General features: G+C 68.8%; 17 protein-coding genes and 1 tRNA gene. 4 read left to right on the top strand and 14 right to left on the bottom strand.

Going from position 1 to position 16,174, the window contains the following annotated elements; all coding sequences use genetic code 11:
• Positions 1-92: 92 nt before the first annotated feature.
• Entirely contained in the window at positions 93-1,352 is a 1,260-nt protein-coding gene (locus G5B46_RS14115; protein ID WP_165259573.1) for a pentapeptide repeat-containing protein, read from the bottom strand.
• A gap of 154 nt (positions 1,353-1,506) precedes the next feature.
• A complete protein-coding gene (gene gpmA, locus G5B46_RS14110; RefSeq protein ID WP_165259571.1) occupies positions 1,507-2,220 on the bottom strand; it encodes a 2,3-diphosphoglycerate-dependent phosphoglycerate mutase in 714 nt (237 codons plus the stop codon).
• A gap of 99 nt (positions 2,221-2,319) precedes the next feature.
• Between gpmA and G5B46_RS14105 the strand changes: the two genes are divergently transcribed.
• Entirely contained in the window at positions 2,320-2,565 is a 246-nt protein-coding gene (locus G5B46_RS14105; protein WP_165259569.1) for a hypothetical protein, read from the top strand.
• 123 nt (positions 2,566-2,688) lie between these two features.
• Positions 2,689-4,185 (top strand): phosphomannomutase/phosphoglucomutase, encoded by a 1,497-nt coding sequence (locus G5B46_RS14100; protein ID WP_165259567.1) that lies wholly within the window; start codon positions 2,689-2,691, stop codon positions 4,183-4,185.
• Between the two features lie 68 nt (positions 4,186-4,253).
• Here the strand turns inward: G5B46_RS14100 and G5B46_RS14095 are convergent, their stop codons facing one another.
• From G5B46_RS14095 to G5B46_RS14070, 6 genes are all read right to left on the bottom strand, one after another.
• Positions 4,254-4,919 carry a hypothetical protein gene (locus tag G5B46_RS14095; RefSeq protein WP_165259565.1) on the bottom strand — a complete coding sequence of 222 codons (666 nt, stop codon included), beginning with the start codon at positions 4,917-4,919 and terminating at the stop codon, positions 4,254-4,256.
• An 81-nt stretch (positions 4,920-5,000) separates the two neighbouring features.
• A complete protein-coding gene (locus G5B46_RS14090) occupies positions 5,001-5,270 on the bottom strand; it encodes a hypothetical protein (protein WP_165259563.1) in 270 nt (89 codons plus the stop codon).
• 63 nt (positions 5,271-5,333) lie between these two features.
• Positions 5,334-5,717, bottom strand: a complete 384-nt coding sequence (locus G5B46_RS14085) for a response regulator (protein WP_165259561.1) — start codon at positions 5,715-5,717, stop codon at positions 5,334-5,336.
• 87 nt (positions 5,718-5,804) lie between these two features.
• Positions 5,805-6,449, bottom strand: a complete 645-nt coding sequence (gene upp, locus G5B46_RS14080) for a uracil phosphoribosyltransferase (protein ID WP_165259559.1) — start codon at positions 6,447-6,449, stop codon at positions 5,805-5,807.
• A gap of 486 nt (positions 6,450-6,935) precedes the next feature.
• Positions 6,936-7,535, bottom strand: a complete 600-nt coding sequence (gene wrbA / locus G5B46_RS14075; protein WP_109100216.1) for an NAD(P)H:quinone oxidoreductase — start codon at positions 7,533-7,535, stop codon at positions 6,936-6,938.
• A 91-nt stretch (positions 7,536-7,626) separates the two neighbouring features.
• Positions 7,627-8,325 carry a pirin family protein gene (locus G5B46_RS14070; RefSeq protein ID WP_165259557.1) on the bottom strand — a complete coding sequence of 233 codons (699 nt, stop codon included), beginning with the start codon at positions 8,323-8,325 and terminating at the stop codon, positions 7,627-7,629.
• A 125-nt stretch (positions 8,326-8,450) separates the two neighbouring features.
• On the opposite strand from G5B46_RS14070, the gene G5B46_RS14065 reads away from it, so the two are divergent.
• Complete coding sequence (locus G5B46_RS14065) at positions 8,451-9,359, top strand: LysR family transcriptional regulator (protein ID WP_165259555.1); 909 nt, start codon at positions 8,451-8,453, stop codon at positions 9,357-9,359.
• 217 nt (positions 9,360-9,576) lie between these two features.
• A tRNA-Leu gene (locus G5B46_RS14060) sits at positions 9,577-9,661 on the top strand.
• A 28-nt stretch (positions 9,662-9,689) separates the two neighbouring features.
• Here G5B46_RS14060 and G5B46_RS14055 read toward each other — a convergent pair.
• The 6 genes from G5B46_RS14055 to G5B46_RS14035 form a co-directional block, all read right to left on the bottom strand.
• On the bottom strand, positions 9,690-10,046 hold the full coding sequence (locus tag G5B46_RS14055) for a hypothetical protein (protein WP_165259553.1): 357 nt from the start codon (positions 10,044-10,046) through the stop codon (positions 9,690-9,692).
• A 136-nt stretch (positions 10,047-10,182) separates the two neighbouring features.
• Complete coding sequence (locus tag G5B46_RS24715; protein WP_276611577.1) at positions 10,183-10,314, bottom strand: hypothetical protein; 132 nt, start codon at positions 10,312-10,314, stop codon at positions 10,183-10,185.
• Positions 10,315-10,508: 194 nt separating this feature from the next.
• Positions 10,509-12,470, bottom strand: coding sequence for an EAL domain-containing protein (locus G5B46_RS14050; RefSeq protein ID WP_165259551.1), 1,962 nt, complete (start codon positions 12,468-12,470; stop codon positions 10,509-10,511).
• Between the two features lie 94 nt (positions 12,471-12,564).
• Entirely contained in the window at positions 12,565-13,944 is a 1,380-nt protein-coding gene (locus tag G5B46_RS14045; RefSeq protein ID WP_165259549.1) for a DUF6880 family protein, read from the bottom strand.
• Positions 13,945-13,954: 10 nt separating this feature from the next.
• A complete protein-coding gene (locus G5B46_RS14040; RefSeq protein WP_165259547.1) occupies positions 13,955-14,893 on the bottom strand; it encodes a DUF808 domain-containing protein in 939 nt (312 codons plus the stop codon).
• Positions 14,894-15,009: 116 nt separating this feature from the next.
• The gene (locus G5B46_RS14035; RefSeq protein WP_165259545.1) at positions 15,010-16,170 is read right to left on the bottom strand and encodes an MFS transporter; all 1,161 of its coding nucleotides are present in this window, start codon (positions 16,168-16,170) and stop codon (positions 15,010-15,012) included.
• Between the last annotated feature and the right edge of the window lie 4 nt (positions 16,171-16,174).

Below are 16,174 nucleotides of genomic sequence, written 5' to 3'. Positions count from 1 at the left end.
CCGGCGATACTCAGATCTTCTACAGGTCATCGGATAACAGGAATCGACGAGCGAACGGTTAAGGTCGCCCCACACTTCTCAAATTGGGTAGCTTAGATGAGGTCTTCGAGCCCTCGGGCGCCCAGCCGGACCGTGCCGGTGATGTCGACGTCCTTGAGGTTGGCGTTGGTGAAGTTCGCCCTCGAGAGATCGGCGCCCGCCAGGCACGCGCCGCGCAGGTCGGCCCGGGCCAGGTCGGCGTTGGTCAGCAGCACCCCGGTCAGGTCGGCCGGCAGCAGCCGGTCCTTGCCGATCAGCAGCGGCCCCAGCTGGGCGTCGCGCAGGTCCGAGCCGGAAAGCTTGGCGCCCTTCAGTCTCGCGCCCCGCAGGTCGGCCCGGCGCAGGTTGCAGGCCCGAAGGTCGGCGCCTTCCAGCTGGGCGCCCTGCATCTGCACGCCTTCCATGTCGAGGCCGTAGAACACCGCGCTCTTGGCCGACAGGGCCGTCAGGTTGAAGCCGCGGATGCTCTTCAGATTGCGCAGGTCGGCCCGGTCGAAGACCGAAGGCTTGCCCTCCGCCCCGCCGGTCTCGCACCAGCGCGCATGGTCGGAGATCATCTGCTCGTAGGGCATGTCGGAAACGTCGACGCCCGAGGCCTTGTCGGTCAGCGCGCCTTCCATGCTGGCCCCGGTGACGTTCCAGGACAGGGTCTTGACCCCCACCAGCACGGTGTTGCGCAGGTCGGCCCCGGCCAGATTGGCCCCCGACAGGTCGGCGCCGGCCATGTTGGCGCCGTTGAAGTTGGCCTGCTTGAGATTGGCGCGGACCAGCTTGGCGTCCTTGAGGATCGCGTCGCTGAAGTCGGCCTTGGTGGCCACGATGCCCGACAGCCGCGAGCGCTCGAGGTTGGCCCCCGACAGGTTGGCCCCCGTCGCATAGGCCTCGCGCTGCACCGGCTCGAGAATGCGGTAGCCCTTCTCGCGGTCGGCGGCGGCGATCTGGCCCTCGCGCAGGTCGGCCTCGAACAGGTCGGCGCCGGTAAGGTTGGCGCCGCGCAGGCTGGAGCCGCGCAGGTCGGCGCGACGCAGCGAAGAATCGGTGAGGTCGGCGCCCTGCATGTCGGCGCCGTAGAGGTTGGCGTTGTCGAGCTTGCAGCGGCGCAGGTCGGTTCCGACCAGCAGCGCGCCGGTGAAGTCGGCGTCGCACAGATTGCGTCCCGCCAGGACCAGCCCCGACAGGTCGCAGAAAGCGAAGACCGCGCGCGCGCCGCCGAGCCTAGCCGACCACAGGCGGTCGTGCTTGGCGCAGATCACGTCGACTTCTTGTTGCGTCAGGCGCCGGTGTTCCTGGCCCGCCGCTGCCGGGGTGTTCATGCAAGCTCGCGTCGTTTCCCCGAAGGGTAGACCAACTTGATGCGCCCATCAGCATTAACGTCGTGTTTCCAGGCACTTCCTGCGCGCAGACACGACCTGAAACGACCTAGGGTTCCTTTCGCCCGCGGACGAAAGGAACCCCGGAAGTCATGGATCAGCCGATCGCCGGCAGCTTTTCGGCGCGGGCCTCGTCGAGGTAGCGGGCGCCCACCGGCTTGAGGTCGGCGTCCAGCTCGATGGCCAGCGGATTGCCGGTCGGGATCTCGACCTTGACGATCTGGTCGTCCGGCACCGCGAACAAGTGCTTGACGATGGCGCGCAGCGAGTTGCCGTGGGCGGCCACCAGGATGTTCTCGCCGGCCTTCAGCTTCGGCGCGATCGCCTCTTCCCAGTAGGGCAGCACGCGCACCAGCGTGGTGGCCAGGCTTTCGGTCGTCGGCAGGCTCGCGCCCTTGTAGCGGCGGTCGCTGGCGAAGTCGTACTCGCCGCCCGGGGCCAGTTCCGGAGGCGGAACATCGTACGAGCGGCGCCAGATGGTGACCTGCTCCTCGCCGTGCTTCTCGGCCGTCTCGGCCTTGTTCAGGCCCGTGAGGCCGCCGTAGTGGCGCTCGTTCAGGCGCCAGTCCTTGGTGACCGGAACGAAGCTCTGGGCGGCCGCGTCGAGCGCCAGGTTGCAGGTGCGGATGGCGCGGGTCTGGACCGAGGTGAAGGCCTCGTCGATGTCGAGCCCGGCCGCCTTGATCAGTTCGCCGCCCTTGCGGGCCTGGGCCTCGCCCTCGGCGGTCAGGTCGACGTCGACCCAGCCGGTGAAGCGGTTCTCGAGGTTCCACTGGCTCTGGCCGTGGCGAAGCAGAACGAGGACGGGCATCTGAGCTCCTTGGATTTGGTCATGGCGGGCTAAGGCTCGCGAGACCTCGCGTCAAGCATCGCCCCTATCCAGCCACAGGAGGCGTGGTATAGGCGGACCATGCCCGATCGCATCTTCATGCCTCTTTGCGCGCTGGTCGCCCTGGCGATGATCGCCTTCTCCATGGTCTGGCCGCAGGGCTATGGCGACCGCTCGCCCGGTCCGTTCGGCTCGACCCCGATTCAGCAGACCCCGGAAATGAAGGCGCTGATCGAGAAGGAAAAGACCGCCGCGCGCCGCAGCGAAGACCGCCGCCGCCGCGAAGCAGAGGCCGCCGCGGCCGCCAGTGCCGAGGCCGGGCAATAGGCGCTTTTTCTCGCGCCTCTATCGGTCAATCGTCACATTGATCGATCATCGTCATACGAAGAGGGTGGCAAGCAACCACTCCGACAGCTAAACGCACTCCACCACTCATTGAAGCGAGCTCCGATGTTCTCGACTCCCCGCGCCGATCTGGTTCCGAATACCGCCGCTTACGAAAACGAGCCGCTGGTCAAGGCGACGGGCTTCCGCGAATACGATGCGCGCTGGCTGTTCGGCCCCGAGATCAACTTGCTGGGCGTCCAGGCCCTGGGCCTGGGCCTGGGCACCTACATCCAGGAACTGGGCCAGACCAAGATCGTGGTCGGCCATGACTTCCGCTCCTATTCGACCTCGATCAAGAACGCGCTGATCATCGGCCTGCTGAGCGCCGGCTGCGAAGTGCACGACATCGGCCTGGCCTTGTCGCCGACCGCCTACTTCGCCCAGTTCGACCTCGACATCCCGTGCGTGGCCATGGTCACCGCCAGCCACAACGAAAACGGCTGGACCGGCGTGAAGATGGGCGCCCAGAAGCCCCTCACCTTCGGTCCCGACGAAATGGGCCGCCTGAAGGAGATCGTGCTGGGGGCCCAGTTCGTCGAGCGCGACGGCGGCAAGCTGATCCGCGTGCAGGGCGAGGCCCAGCGCTACATCGACGACGTCGCCAAGCGCGCCAGCGTCACCCGTCCGCTGAAGGTGATCGCCGCCTGCGGCAACGGCACGGCCGGCGCCTTCGTGGTCGACGCCCTGAAGAAGATGGGCGTGGCCGACCTGGTGCCGATGGACACCGACCTCGACTTCAACTTCCCCAAGTACAATCCCAACCCTGAAGACGCCGAGATGCTGCACGAGATGGCCCACGCCGTCCGTGAGCACAAAGCCGACCTGGCCTTCGGCTTCGACGGCGACGGCGACCGCTGCGGCGTGGTCGACGACGAGGGCGAGGAGATCTTCGCCGACAAGATCGGCCTGATGCTGGCCCGCGACCTGGCCCCGCTGCACCCCGGCGCGACCTTCGTCGTCGACGTCAAGTCGACCGGCCTCTACGCCACCGACCCGATCCTCAAGGAACACGGCTGCAAGGTCATCTACTGGAAGACCGGCCACAGCTACATCAAGCGCAAGAGCGCCGAGCTGGGCGCCCTGGCCGGCTTCGAAAAGAGCGGCCACTTCTTCATGAACGGCGAGTTGGGCTACGGCTACGACTGCGGCCTGACCGCCGCGGCCGCCGTGCTGGCCATGCTCGACCGCAACCCGGACAAGAAGCTGTCGGACCTGCGCAAGGCCCTGCCGGTGGCCTTCACCTCGCTGACCATGAGCCCGCACTGCGCCGACGAGGTGAAGTACGGCGTCGTCGCCGAGGTGGTGAAGGAATACGAGGACCTGTTCGCCGCCGGCGGCTCGATCCTGGGCCGCAAGATCGTCGAGGTCATCACCGTCAACGGCGTGCGCGTGCACCTGGAAGACGGCTCGTGGGTGCTGGTCCGCGCCTCGTCGAACAAGCCCGAAGTCGTGGTCGTCGTGGAAAGCACCCAGTCGGAAGACGACATGCGCGCCCTCTTCCGCGAGGAAGTGAAGCCCCGCCTGGGCGCCCGCGTCGGCAAGTACAACCAGGAAATCTGATCGGCCTTACGGCCCGTGAAGAACGAAAGGCCGGGGAGCGATCCCCGGCCTTTCTTGTTTTCGGCGGCCTATTTGGCCAGCTCGTTGGCCCGATCGACCATCTGCTGATACGCGGCCATCTGTTCCTGCATCAGCTGGGACTGGACGCTCTCTTCCTTCTCAAGCGGCAGCATGTCCGGACGCAGCTGCAGGCGCTTGCCGCCGCTGGCTTCGAGCTTGCCGGCGATCGCGCCCAGGGCGTCGGCGCTGCGCTCCAGCGACTTGAAGACGTCCAGTTGCAAGGCGTGCTGGCGATCGAAGGCCGCTCGGACGACGGGGTCCAGCAGCCCATCGGCCAGCTCGGCGCGGTCGCTCTTCACCTGGGCTAGCTCACGCTCGCGCCCGACAATCGTCTGCTTGCGGACATTGGCTTCGAAGGTCCGCAGAGCCTTGGCGGCCGACGCCCCCTCGGTGAAGCCGCCGCTGTAGCTCAACACCGAGCCGAAACCTTCGTAGATCTCGGCTTGCGCCAGAACGATGTGACGGTCGGCCGCTTCCTTCGGCATCATCGCCGCGCGCGTACGGGCGCTGAGCGCCTGGCCGACCAGCATCTTGACGCCGCCGCTCATCAGCTTGTCCTGGGCCTTCTGGAACGCCGCCTTGTCGCCCTTGCCGGCGAGGGTCAGGCTGGTTCGCATGGCGCCGATCAGCTCGACCACGTCGTCAGCGAACACCACCGCATCGCGCGACGCCACGGCGATCAGGCGATCGTCCTCGCCGGTCCCGGTCCAGGCCGGCAGGGCTCGCAGGCGGGCGGCGGCGCGCGACGCGGCGACCTAGGCCTGCTCCAACTGCGCCACCACGGAAGCCACGGTCTGGGGCGTCGGCGCCCGCGAGACGGCCGTCAGGTCAACGCCCTGGATGGAGCCGCTAACCTCATCCAACAGTTGGGTCAGGACCTGGGCGCGATCCAGGATCGCCTGGGCCTTGCCCTGATCATCGTCGGCCACGGCGGCCGGCGGCGGCGTCGCCGCCCAGGCGACAGCGCCCTGCGACGCCAACACGACGAGCGCCACGCCCGTCGCCGCAAACAGTTTTCGAAGCACCAACGCCCCCGCGCAAACAAATAATGACACACCTATGGCGTGTCCGGCGCGAGGCGACAATGCTCAGGCTTCGGCGTTCAGCACCTCATCGATCTTGGCGACCAGGGCCTTGCCCGTGAACGGCTTCATCACATAGCCGGCCGCGCCCAGCTGCAGGGCCTGGACGATGCGGTCCAGCCGCCCCTCCCCGGTCAGCATCAGCACGGGAATGTCCTCGGCGCCCTGGGCCGACTTCAGGCTGCGCAGGGCGTCGAGGCCCGAAAGGCCCGGCATGCGCACGTCCAGCAGGATCAGCGACGGCGGGGCCGAAGCCACCGCCGACAGCAGCTCCTCCACCGTCTCGAACGTGCGCGCGCCGTAGCCGCCCTGCCCCAGCTGGATCTCGACCAGCTCGCGCGTCAGGGCGTCGTCGTCGGCGACATAGATCTGAGGCGGCGTAACCAGCATGCGGACTCTACAAAGGTTAACGCCGCTGCTTACCGCGCCGGTGGAGTCGCGCAAGTGCTCAAGCGCACACTCGGCCCCGATCCGGGGTCAGCGCGTACCGAAAGTGCGATCGCCGGCGTCGCCGAGGCCCGGAACGATGTAGCCGTGGTCGTTCAGCTGCGGATCGACCGCCGCCGTCCAGATCTCGACGTCGGGGTGGGCCGCGCGCAGGGTCTCGACGCCCGGAACCGAAGCCAGCAGGCAGACGAAGCGCAAATCGCGCACGCCGCGCTTCTTCAGGAGGTCGATCGCGGCCACCGCCGTGTGGCCGGTGGCCAGCATCGGATCGACGACGATGACCAGGCGGTCGGCGATGTCTTCGGGGGTCTTGAAGTAGTACTCGACCGCTTCCAGCGTCTCGGGATCGCGATAGAGGCCGATGTGGGCGACGCGGGCGGCGGGCACCAGGTCCAGCATGCCCTCGGCCATGCCAAGCCCCGCGCGCAGGATCGGCGCGAACACCAGCTTCTTGCCGGCGATGACCTTGGCCCTGGTCGGCGCGACCGGGGTCTGGATCTCGACCTCGTCCATCGAAAGCTGTCGCGTGACCTCGTAGCAGATCAGGGTCGCGGTCTCGCGCATCAGGGCGCGGAAGGTCTTGGTCGAGGTTTCCTTGTCCCGCATCAGGGTCAGCTTGTGCTGCACCAGCGGGTGGTCGACGATGGTCACGCCCGAAAGGGATTGGGTCGTCATGGGCGGCGGCATCCTGATCTTGAAACGGCTTTCCCGTTCAAGTGCCGCCTTCCGGCCTTCAGGCCAAGCGCTAATCAGCCGGCCAGGCCGACGATCGTCCTGAAGGCCCAGACGGTGCAGCCGACGCAGACCAGGAGCGTCATGAAGTCGGCCATTCCCGACCTCCGTTTCGCGACCTTGTCCTTCTTCGCCACGCCCGCCTCGCTGTCCCCTGCGTACGGGCATCTTCACGCATCAGGCTGAACACGACGCTCACAAACGCGGTTAAGCGTGCGTTTTCCAAAAGAAAAGCCGCGCCGCGCTTCCTGGGGGAGGATGAAGCGCGACGCGGCTAGGCCGGCCAGACCGTTGGGGGAGGAAATCCGGCCGGGGGTCTTGTGCGAGACCCTCGCCCTTCGACGGGCTCAGGGTGAGGATCTCGAATGCAGGGCCGGTGGAATGGTCCTCATCCTGAGCTTGTCGAAGGATAAGGACCACGCACCAGTCTTAGCCGTGCAGCTTGATGGCCGCGGCGGCGATCAGCTCGCCCTGGTGGCGGGCGCCGTCCAGGTCGATCTGGGTCGGCTGACGGCTGCCGTCGCCGCCGGCGACGGTGGTGGCGCCGTAGGGCGCGCCGCCGACGATCTCGTCGTTGCTCATCTGGCCCTGGTGGCTATAGGGCAGGCCGATGATCGTCATGCCGAAGTGCAGCAGGTTGGTGATGATCGAGAACAGCGTGGTTTCCTGGCCGCCGTGCTGGGTGGCGGTCGAGACGAACGCGCCGCCGACCTTGCCGTTCAGCGCGCCGCGGGCCCACAGGCCGCCGGCCTGGTCGAGGAACGCGGCCATCTGCGAGCTCATGCGGCCAAAACGCGTGCCGGTGCCGACGATGATCGCGTCGTAGTCGGCCAGTTCGGCGACGGTGGCGATCGGGGCTTCCTGGTCCAGCTTGAAGTGAGCGCCCTTGGCGATCTCTTCCGGCACGGTTTCCGGAACGCGCTTGATGTCGACGGTGGCGCCGGCGCTGCGAGCGCCTTCGGCGACGGCCTTGGCCATCGTCTCGATGTGGCCGTACGACGAGTAGTAAAGGACCAGAACCTTGGCCATGAGAGTCTCCTAGAGAAGTCTTCTTTGAGGTTGGGGAGGAAAAGACGCGGCTGCGTGAGCCGCGTCTTGAAGGAATTCAGCGACGCTTTGTTTACGCCGCGTCGACCAGGACCAGTTCGGCGTCGGCCAGGGCCTTGACGCGAATGGTGTTCTCGTTGGCGATCGCCGCGCCGTCGCGGGTGTCGACCTTGACGCCGTTGACTTCGATCGACCCCGTCGAGGGCACCAGGTAGGCGTGGCGACCGGCGCCCAGCGTGTACTCGGTTTCCTCGCCGGCCTTCAGCGTGGCGCCCAGGACGCGGGCGTCGGTGCGGATCGGCAGGGCGTCGTTGTCATCCGAAAAGCCGCTGGCCAGGGCCACGAACTTGCCGGAGCGGTCGCCCTTCGGGAAAGGCTTGGCGCCCCAGGCGGGCGGTTCGCCGCCGCGGTCCGGAATGATCCAGATCTGGAAGATCTTGGTCACGCCCGGCTCGAGGTTGTACTCCGAGTGACGGATGCCCGTGCCGGCGCTCATCACCTGCACGTCGCCCGCTTCGGTGCGGCCCTTGTTGCCCAGGCTGTCCTGGTGGGTGATCGCCCCCTCGCGGACATAGGTGATGATCTCCATGTCGTTGTGCGGGTGCGGCGGGAAGCCGGTGCCGGCGGCGATGGTGTCGTCGTTCCACACCCGCAGGGCGCCCCAGTGGACGCGCTTGGGATCATGGTAGCCGGCGAACGAGAAGTGGTGCTTGGCGTCGAGCCAACCGTGATTGGCGCCGCCCAGGCTGTCGAACTTGCGAACTTCGATCATGTCGATCTCCTGGAGTGTCTTGTGTGGCTGGCCGTGTTGGCCTCTCCGTTGACGAGGAAGATGGAGACAGATCGCTTGATCCGAAATAGAAATGGTCGAAAGGAACCATTTCCAAAAATGACATCATGAAACTTCCCGACTTCGAAGCCTGGGCCGTGTTCGCCAAGGTGGCCGAGACCGGCTCGTTCGCCCGGGCCGCCAAGGACCTGGGCCTGTCGAACGCCACGGTGTCGAAAGCCGTCTCCCGGCTGGAGCAGCGGCTGGGCGCCACCCTCTTCCACCGCACCTCGCGCCGGCTGTCGCTGACCGACAGCGGCCAGAGCTCGCTGGAGGCCGCCAGCCGGCTCTTGGCCGACGGCGAGAGCCTGGAACTGGAGGCCTCGGCCCAGTCGGTGACGCCCAAGGGCCTGGTGCGCATGGCCGCGCCGATGTCGTTCGGGATCGCCCACCTGGGCCCGGCCCTGTCGGACTTCTTCGCGCTCTATCCGGAGGTGTCGGTCGAGCTTTCGCTGTCGGACCAGCTGATCGACATCGTCGAGGACGGCTTCGACCTGGCCCTGCGGATCTCGGCGCTGGAGGATTCCAGCCTGCTGGCCCGGCGGCTGTGCCCGGTGCGGGTGATGCTGGTCGGCTCGCCGGCCTATTTCGACAAGCATGGCCGGCCCGAGCATCCCAAGGACCTGGCCCGCCACCGCGCCCTCTTCTACACCGGCGGCCGCTCGCGCGACGCCTGGCGGTTCGAGCACAAGACCCACGGCCAGTACGCCATCAGCGTGCCCGCGCCCCTGCGGGCCAACAACGCCGACGTCTTCCGCGCCCTGCTGCTCGACGGCCAGGCGCTCGCGATGCAGCCCGACTTCATGGCCTGGCACGACGTCGCCGCCGGCCGCCTGGAGCAGGTGCTGGCCGACTGGACCCCGCCGGCCATCGCCATGCACCTGGTCACCCCGCCCAACCCGATCCGCCCCGCCCGCGTGCGCGTGCTGATGGAGTTCCTGGCCGAACGGCTGGCCAAGGCGCCGTGGCTGGGATGAGCTATCGGCTCGGCTCTCCTATTGTCATCCCGGCCGTAGCGCAGCGAAGCGCCGGGATCTCGCACCTCGCCGCGCCGGAACCGTGGGAGATCCCGGCTCTACGGCGCCATGCGCCTTCGGCCCGGATGACAAGATTTGGGGGAAACCGCCTCTGGAACTTCCCGGCGACCACTGCTAGGTAGTCGCCTCTTCGCTTCGGGCCTCGACCCGGCGAGGCGCGGGCGTGGTGAAACTGGTAGACGCGCCGGACTCAAAATCCGGTTCCGAAAGGAGTGTCGGTTCGACCCCGACCGCCCGCACCAACTCTTTCAAATATCAGGAAGGCCGGCGCTAGGCCTTCAGCCAGACCTTGACCCACCAGTCGGGACGATCGTCCTCGGTCAGTTCGGTGGTCCAGGCCAGGACGTCCGGATGGGTGATCCAGAAGCCGTAGGGCGGCGCGTGGCCGTCGTTCTCGAAGCTCAGGTCGTGCTCGCGGTCCTGCGGCACGTCGGCGTTGGGCATCACCCAGTCATCGGCCGGCGGCGGCTCGATGGCGTCGACGAAATGCAGCTCCACCCGCAACAGCCCAGCCTCCGACGGCGTGGTCGCCGCCTCGCGAGTCGCCGGATGCCGCTGCAGGAAGGCGGCCCCGGCCTCGTTGGTCAGGATGATGGGCTTGAGAGCGGAAAGCGGCGTCGTGGTCATGGCCGCAAGCTAGGCGAGGCCGCCGGCCGACGCCAGGATTCGCGCAAGACGCCGCCACGCGCCAAGACGCGAGCCCGCCCCAGGCAGGCTCGCGCTGGCTGAAACTTCGATCAGTTCGCCGGAAGCGACAGGCGTCTCAGTCGCCCGAAATCGGGTCGAGATCCTCGTCGGCCGTCTGCGGGCCGTCCCGTCTTCCACGATAGAGAATGATGCCGCCCCACACGATGACGCTGAGCGCCAGTACGATAAGCGCCGGCCATTGAGCCATCTGCATTTGTTTCCACCCTGTTTTTTGACGATGCAATCACAGGTTCGCGGGCGGCGCTACTCAGTTTGGGAAAATGAGTACGATTTCGCAGATCAACGTTAGGCATCAGATCCTCTCCCTCTGGGGGAGGCGGCCCGGAGGGCCGGAAGGGGAAGCGCCGCGCCAACACCCCCTCAGTCGCTTCGCGACAGCCCCTACCCCGCCGACCGCAGCGCGACGCCTTCGCCGCGTTCGGCGGCCAGGTAGTCGGTCACGGCCTCGGCCGGCATCGGCCGGGCGAACAGGAAGCCCTGCACCACGCGGCAGCCCAGCGGCTGCAGCAGCACCAGCTGTTCGGGCGCCTCGACGCCCTCGACCACGCAGTCGAGGCCCAGGTTGCGGCACAGGTCCAGGATGGTCTTGACGATGGCCCGGCGCTTGTCGGCAGCCTGCAGGCCGCGCATGAAGCTGCCGTCGATCTTCAGCTTGTCGATCGGCAGGCGGTGCACGTAGCTGAGGCTGGAATAGCCGGCCCCGAAGTCGTCCAGCGCGATGCGCACGCCCAGCGCCTTCAGGCTGGCCAGCGAGCGGGCGGCCTGGTCGAAGTCGCGCATCACCGCCGTCTCGGTGATCTCCAGGTCGATCCGCTCGGGCGCGACGCCGCTCTCCTGGATGATCGCCACGATGCGGGCGATCTGCTCGGGCGAGGCGATGTCGCGGACCGACAGGTTGAACGCCAGCCGCACGTCGTCCGGCCAGGTCGCGGCCGTCTTCAGCGCCCAGGACAGCAGCACCGGCGACATGGCCGCGATCAGGCCCGAACGCTCGGCCACCGGCACGAAGTCGCCGGGCGAGACCACGCCCAGGGTCGGGCTGGTCCAGCGGGCCAGGGCCTCGAAGCCGACGGTGCGCTCGCTCCTGATGTCGACCAGGGGCTGGAAGGCCAGGTGGAACTCGGCCTCCATGTCGGCGTGGCGCAGGGCCTGCTCGATCAGGCCCGAGGCCCGGATCGCCGTCTCATGGTCGGCCGAGAACACCACCGCCGCGCCGCGCACGTTCTGCTTGGCGTGATAGAGGGCGTAGTCGGCGCGCTCGTAGAGCAGTTCGGGCGCAGCGGCCGCCTGCGGATAGACCGCAAAGCCCACCGAGCCCGAGACCTGGGCCGTGACGCCGGGCATGCAGTAGGGTTCGCGCAGGGCCGCGCACAGGTCCGCGCCCAGGCTCTGAAGGGCTTCGGCGTCGAGGTCGGCCTCGATGATCAGGCCGTACTCGTCGCCGCCCAGCCGGGCCACGAACAGCGGCTGGCCATGGTCGCGGCTCAGCCGGTCGCCGGCCTCGATCAGCACCTTGTCGCCGACCGCGTGGCCATAGGCGTCGTTGACCGGCTTGAAGCCGTCCAGGTCGATGACCCCGACGGCGAACCGCGCGCCCGAGGCCGCGGCCTCGTCGGTCACCCGCTGCAGACGGGCGAAGAACTGGCGACGATTGGGCAGGCCCGTCAGGACGTCCAGGTTGGCCAGGCGCAGATAGTCGTCGCTGAGGCTCTGGATCTCGGCCTGGCGCTCCTCCAGCCCCCGCCGGGATTCCACCAGCCGCGAGAAGTCGCGATAGGCGATCAGCAGGATGACCAGCATGGTCACCGCCACCAGGGCCATGTTGAAGCCGATCGCGGCCAGCACCGGCTTGCCGCTGGCGATCAGGAAGACGGTGATCGGGCCGACGACGATGCCGGTCAGCAGGAAGGCCGCCGCCCGCATGTGCATCAGGCAGAACACGCAGCCGATCGCCGTGATGGCCATGTAGAACACGACGTGCGACTGGGCGAAGGCGTCGCCATAGGGGAACAGGCTGAACGCCCACAGCGTGAACCCCGCCCCCAGCGCGCCGGCGAACACCATGGTCTGGCGCAGCAGCCGCTCGGCGCCCGCCGTCTCGATGGCCGTCCGCCGCGCCCGCCACCAGATCACCAGCCGCGCCACGCTGACCACCGCCAGCAGGCCCGGAAAGCCCAGGGTCAGCACTGGCGGCGAGTTGTGCAGGTGGGTGGCCGACAGGGCGATCGTGTTGACCAGCACCAGCGCGTACATCATCGGCACCTGGCGCGAGAAGGCGCGCACCTGGGCCCTCAGCAGCTCGGGGGTCGACGGGACGGGTCTGGGCCAGGGGAATCGGATCATCGAACGGTCGCGTTTATTGTCGCTCCGTCGTGCGCCCCGCATCTTTAAGGCTTGATGATCAGCCACTTGCGCCCGGTGTGGCGCGATGTCGCGGCTACAGCCGCCGGTAGCCCGCCACCCGCCTCGCCCAGACGGCGTGATCGTCGATCGCCGCATCGTCCGGCAGGGTGGGAACCAGAGACTCGGCCTCCAGCAGCCAGCGGTTGGCGTCGGCGTAGCGCTCGGCGCGGCCGAAGCGCACCACGTCGTCGACCATGGCCCGCAGCAGCACGGTGGCCGCCAGCGGATAGCGATGCTCCAGCAGGCGCGCGGCCGGCTCCAGCACCTCGGGCCGGTCGCCGTGCAACGCCGGGCCGCGCTCCATCACCAGCCGGGCCGCCTCGACCGCCGAGGGCCAGGCGGTCAGGAAGGCCAGGGCCTTGTAGGGGTCGGGATAGGTCTGGGCGTAGGCCAGCGCCTGCTCCTCGGCCTCGACATCCTCGAAATCGGGCAGGCCCTTGAGGAAGGCGCGCAGGGCCTCGACCGACAGGGTCGCCTTGAAGCTGGCCCAGCGCACGGCCTGGGCCTCCAGCGTCTCGCCGGCGGCTTCGAGGGCGGCGATGCGGGCCTCGTTCCAGGTGACGGCGCCGGGATCGGCCTGCTCGGCCAGGCTGGGCCCGGGCGCGGCGCGGTCGAGGGCGGCCAGGGCCTCGGCCACCCGCCCCACGGCCAGATAGCGGCGGGCGATCTGGGCCCCGATCGGCGGCAGCACCTGCTGGGAGGCGGTGAACAGGGCCGCGAAGCCCTCGACGTCGCCCTCCAGGTCGGCCAGCACCTGGGCGGCCGCCCGCAGGCGAGGATCGGGACGCCGCTGGGCCGCCAGGCGCTCGCGCACCTTGCCCCGCAGCACGGCCACGGCGTCGTCGGCCAGGGCGGGGGCCGCCGCCCGCAGCAGGTCGACCGACAGCTTGGTCGAGGCCTCGCTGACGAAGGCCAGCAGCGCATCGGCCAGGTAGCGGCTGTCCAGCGTCAGGGCCTTGGGCGACAGGCGGGCGACGTCGGCCACGGCCTGGTCGAACACGGCCTGCAGCTCGCCCTTCGGATCCTTGATCCGGCCTTCCAGGTCTTCGGACACCCGCACCAGCCGCACCAGCACCGGCACGGCGATATTGGGGTCCAGTTCGCCCAGCCTGCCGCCGGCAGCGGCCCGGTGGGCGTCCAGGTCGCGGACGAAGTCCTTGAACTTGCGCCAGTTGATGCGCGCGCCGCTGCCGGCGATGGCGTCGATGCGCTTGTCGATCTCGGCCGCCAGGTCGGCCGCGCCCACCTCGCCCAGCAGGGCCAGCTTCAGGCGACGCTTGATCGAGGCATGGCCGTCGGCGACCTCGATCAGCAGCGCCGCTAAGGCCTCAGGCCCCAGGTGCGCGAGATTGGCCGCGTTGACCGACTTGCGCGGCGCGGCCTTCTTGACGGCTTTCGGCTTGGGTTCGGCCAACCGCCCTCTCCTAGTGCGCCGCCTTCTTGCGCGGAATGAAGTGCAGAACGCCGGCGATCACGCCGCCGACGATCAGGCCGACGATGGCCGAACCGATCGCAGTGGCCAGCCAGCCGGTGACGGCGCCGATGCCCGGAACCTGGGCGGCCACGTGCGAGGCGCCCTCCACCCAGGCCGGGATCGGCGTCAGGTGGAAGTGGTGCAGGCCGTGCACGATGATGCCGCCGCCGACCCACAGCATGGCCGCGGTGCCGATATAGGCCAGGCTGCTCATCGCCACCGGCATGGCCTTGACCAGGCCGCGGCCGAACTTCTGGGTCGGGGCGCGCGGGCTCTTGGCCATGTGCAGGCCGATGTCGTCCATCTTCACGATCAGCGCGACGACGCCATAGACCAGGATGGTGATCACCACCCCGACCAGGGCCAGGGCGGCGGCCTGGATCGGCAGCGACATGTCGCTGACGTCGGCCAAGGCGATGGCCATGATCTCGGCCGACAGGATCAGGTCGGTGCGGATGGCGCCGGCGACCTTCTGCTTTTCCAGTTCGGGACCGCTGAGCGCCAGGTCCTCGGTCTCGACCTCGTCGCCGTGCGGGACGAACATCTCGATGATCTTCTCGGTCGCCTCGAAGGCCAGGTAGGCGCCGCCCAGCATCAGGATCGGCGTCACCGCCCACGGCGCAAACGCGCTGAGCAGCAGCGCGCCGGGCAGCAGGAACAGCAGCTTGTTGCGCAGCGAGCCGACGGCGATCTTGGCCACGATCGGCAGTTCGCGGTCGGGCGTGAAGCCCATGGCGTAGCCGGGGGTCACCGCGGCGTCGTCGACGACCACGCCCACGGCCTTGGTGCCCGCCTTGCCGGCGGCGGCGCCGATGTCGTCGACCGAGGCGGCGGCGATCTTGGCGATGCCGGCGACGTCATCCAGAAGCGCGACGAGACCCGAGGGCATGGAACGACCTTGCGTGGATTCGGCCGCCCCACGCGGCCGGGAAGAGCGCCCTGCGTAAGGGCTCGCCGCCTGCGGGTAAAGAGCGCGAACGGCGATCGGGGGAGGAAGGCCCGCGCCTAGTCCCGAAAGCCCGCGCGCTGGTCGAACCTCACCAGGATCCAGGCTCCCGCCAGCAAGGCCGCGACGCTCCACGCCAGCCCGCCCGGCCCCTGCTCGCGCAAGATCAGGCCGCCGATCACCCCGCCGCCCGCGATCGCCAGGTTCCAGACGGTGACGATCATCGACTGGGCGACATCGGTCGCATCCCCGGCGATGCGCGCCGAGGCCGTCTGGAACAGGGTGGCCGCGCCGCCGAACGCCGCGCCCCAGACGGCGATCGCCGCCAGCACCGGCCAGGGCCGCCCGCCGAACACGCCCAGAACCAGCGCCGCCGCCGCGAACAGCGTGATGCTGGCCAGGGTCAGGGTCCGCAGGCGGCGATCGACCCGCGCCCCGACCACCCAGATGCCGCCCAGCCCCACGACGCCGAACAGCAGCAGGGTCGCGTCGACCCGCGCGCCCAGGCCCGCCGCCTGCAGCAGCGGCGCGACATAGGTGTAGAGCACGTTGTGGGCCAGCACGAACGCCAGGGTCACGGCCAGGATGGTCTTGAGCCCCGGCAGGGCGACGACGTCCCTCAAGGTCCGCCGGCGCGCGTCCGCCTGCCCCGGAAAATCGGGAACGCCCGGGGCCATCCAGCCGACCAGCAGCAGGCTGAGCCCGCTCATGATCATGAACACCCCGCGCCAGCCGATCACCGAGCCCAGCAGGGTTCCCGCGGGAATGCCGATCGCCAGGGCCAGGGGCGTACCGACCATGGCCACCGCAATGGCCCGGCCGCGCAGGTGCTCCGGCGCCATGCGCCCGGCGTATCCGGCCAGCAGCGCCCAGACTAATCCTGCGAACACGCCCGAACCGAAGCGCGCCGCCAGCGTCAGGGCATAGCCGTGCGACAGGGCCGTCACCGCGTTGGTGACCAGGAATCCGCCGACCGCCAGCATCAGCAGCGGGCGTCGCCGCCAGGCCCGCGTGGCCGCCGTCAGCGGAATGGCCGCGACCAGCGAGCCCAGCGCATAGGCCGTCACCAACTGGCCGGCCATGGCCTGCGACACCATGAGATCCGCGCCGATGGCGGGCAGCAGTCCCGCGGGCAAGGCCTCGGTCAGGATGGTCAGGAACCCGGCCGTGGCCAGGGCCGAAAGGCTCCAGAGCGGCAATGCCGCCCCAGGCCTTTCCATCACC

Origin of the sequence: Caulobacter sp. 602-2, from assembly GCF_011043625.1 — a bacterium.
Taxonomy (GTDB): Bacteria; Pseudomonadota; Alphaproteobacteria; order Caulobacterales; family Caulobacteraceae; genus Caulobacter.
Note: the sequence above shows the minus strand (reverse complement) of the source record. Positions and strands in the feature narration are given on the sequence as shown.

Coding starts and splice junctions, on each gene's coding strand:
- G5B46_RS14040 (WP_165259547.1), bottom strand. CDS start 14,893: ATGCCCTCGGGTCTCGTCGCGCTTCTGGATGACGTCGCCGGCATCGCC.
- wrbA (WP_109100216.1), bottom strand. CDS start 7,535: ATGGCCAAGGTTCTGGTCCTTTACTACTCGTCGTACGGCCACATCGAG.
- gpmA (WP_165259571.1), bottom strand. CDS start 2,220: ATGCCCGTCCTCGTTCTGCTTCGCCACGGCCAGAGCCAGTGGAACCTC.
- G5B46_RS14065 (WP_165259555.1), top strand. CDS start 8,451: ATGAAACTTCCCGACTTCGAAGCCTGGGCCGTGTTCGCCAAGGTGGCC.
- upp (WP_165259559.1), bottom strand. CDS start 6,449: ATGACGACCCAATCCCTTTCGGGCGTGACCATCGTCGACCACCCGCTG.
- G5B46_RS14035 (WP_165259545.1), bottom strand. CDS start 16,170: ATGGAAAGGCCTGGGGCGGCATTGCCGCTCTGGAGCCTTTCGGCCCTG.
- G5B46_RS14115 (WP_165259573.1), bottom strand. CDS start 1,352: ATGAACACCCCGGCAGCGGCGGGCCAGGAACACCGGCGCCTGACGCAA.
- G5B46_RS14070 (WP_165259557.1), bottom strand. CDS start 8,325: ATGATCGAAGTTCGCAAGTTCGACAGCCTGGGCGGCGCCAATCACGGT.
- G5B46_RS14050 (WP_165259551.1), bottom strand. CDS start 12,470: ATGATCCGATTCCCCTGGCCCAGACCCGTCCCGTCGACCCCCGAGCTG.
- G5B46_RS14085 (WP_165259561.1), bottom strand. CDS start 5,717: ATGCTGGTTACGCCGCCTCAGATCTATGTCGCCGACGACGACGCCCTG.
- G5B46_RS14100 (WP_165259567.1), top strand. CDS start 2,689: ATGTTCTCGACTCCCCGCGCCGATCTGGTTCCGAATACCGCCGCTTAC.
- G5B46_RS14055 (WP_165259553.1), bottom strand. CDS start 10,046: ATGACCACGACGCCGCTTTCCGCTCTCAAGCCCATCATCCTGACCAAC.
- G5B46_RS14105 (WP_165259569.1), top strand. CDS start 2,320: ATGCCCGATCGCATCTTCATGCCTCTTTGCGCGCTGGTCGCCCTGGCG.
- G5B46_RS24715 (WP_276611577.1), bottom strand. CDS start 10,314: ATGGCTCAATGGCCGGCGCTTATCGTACTGGCGCTCAGCGTCATCGTG.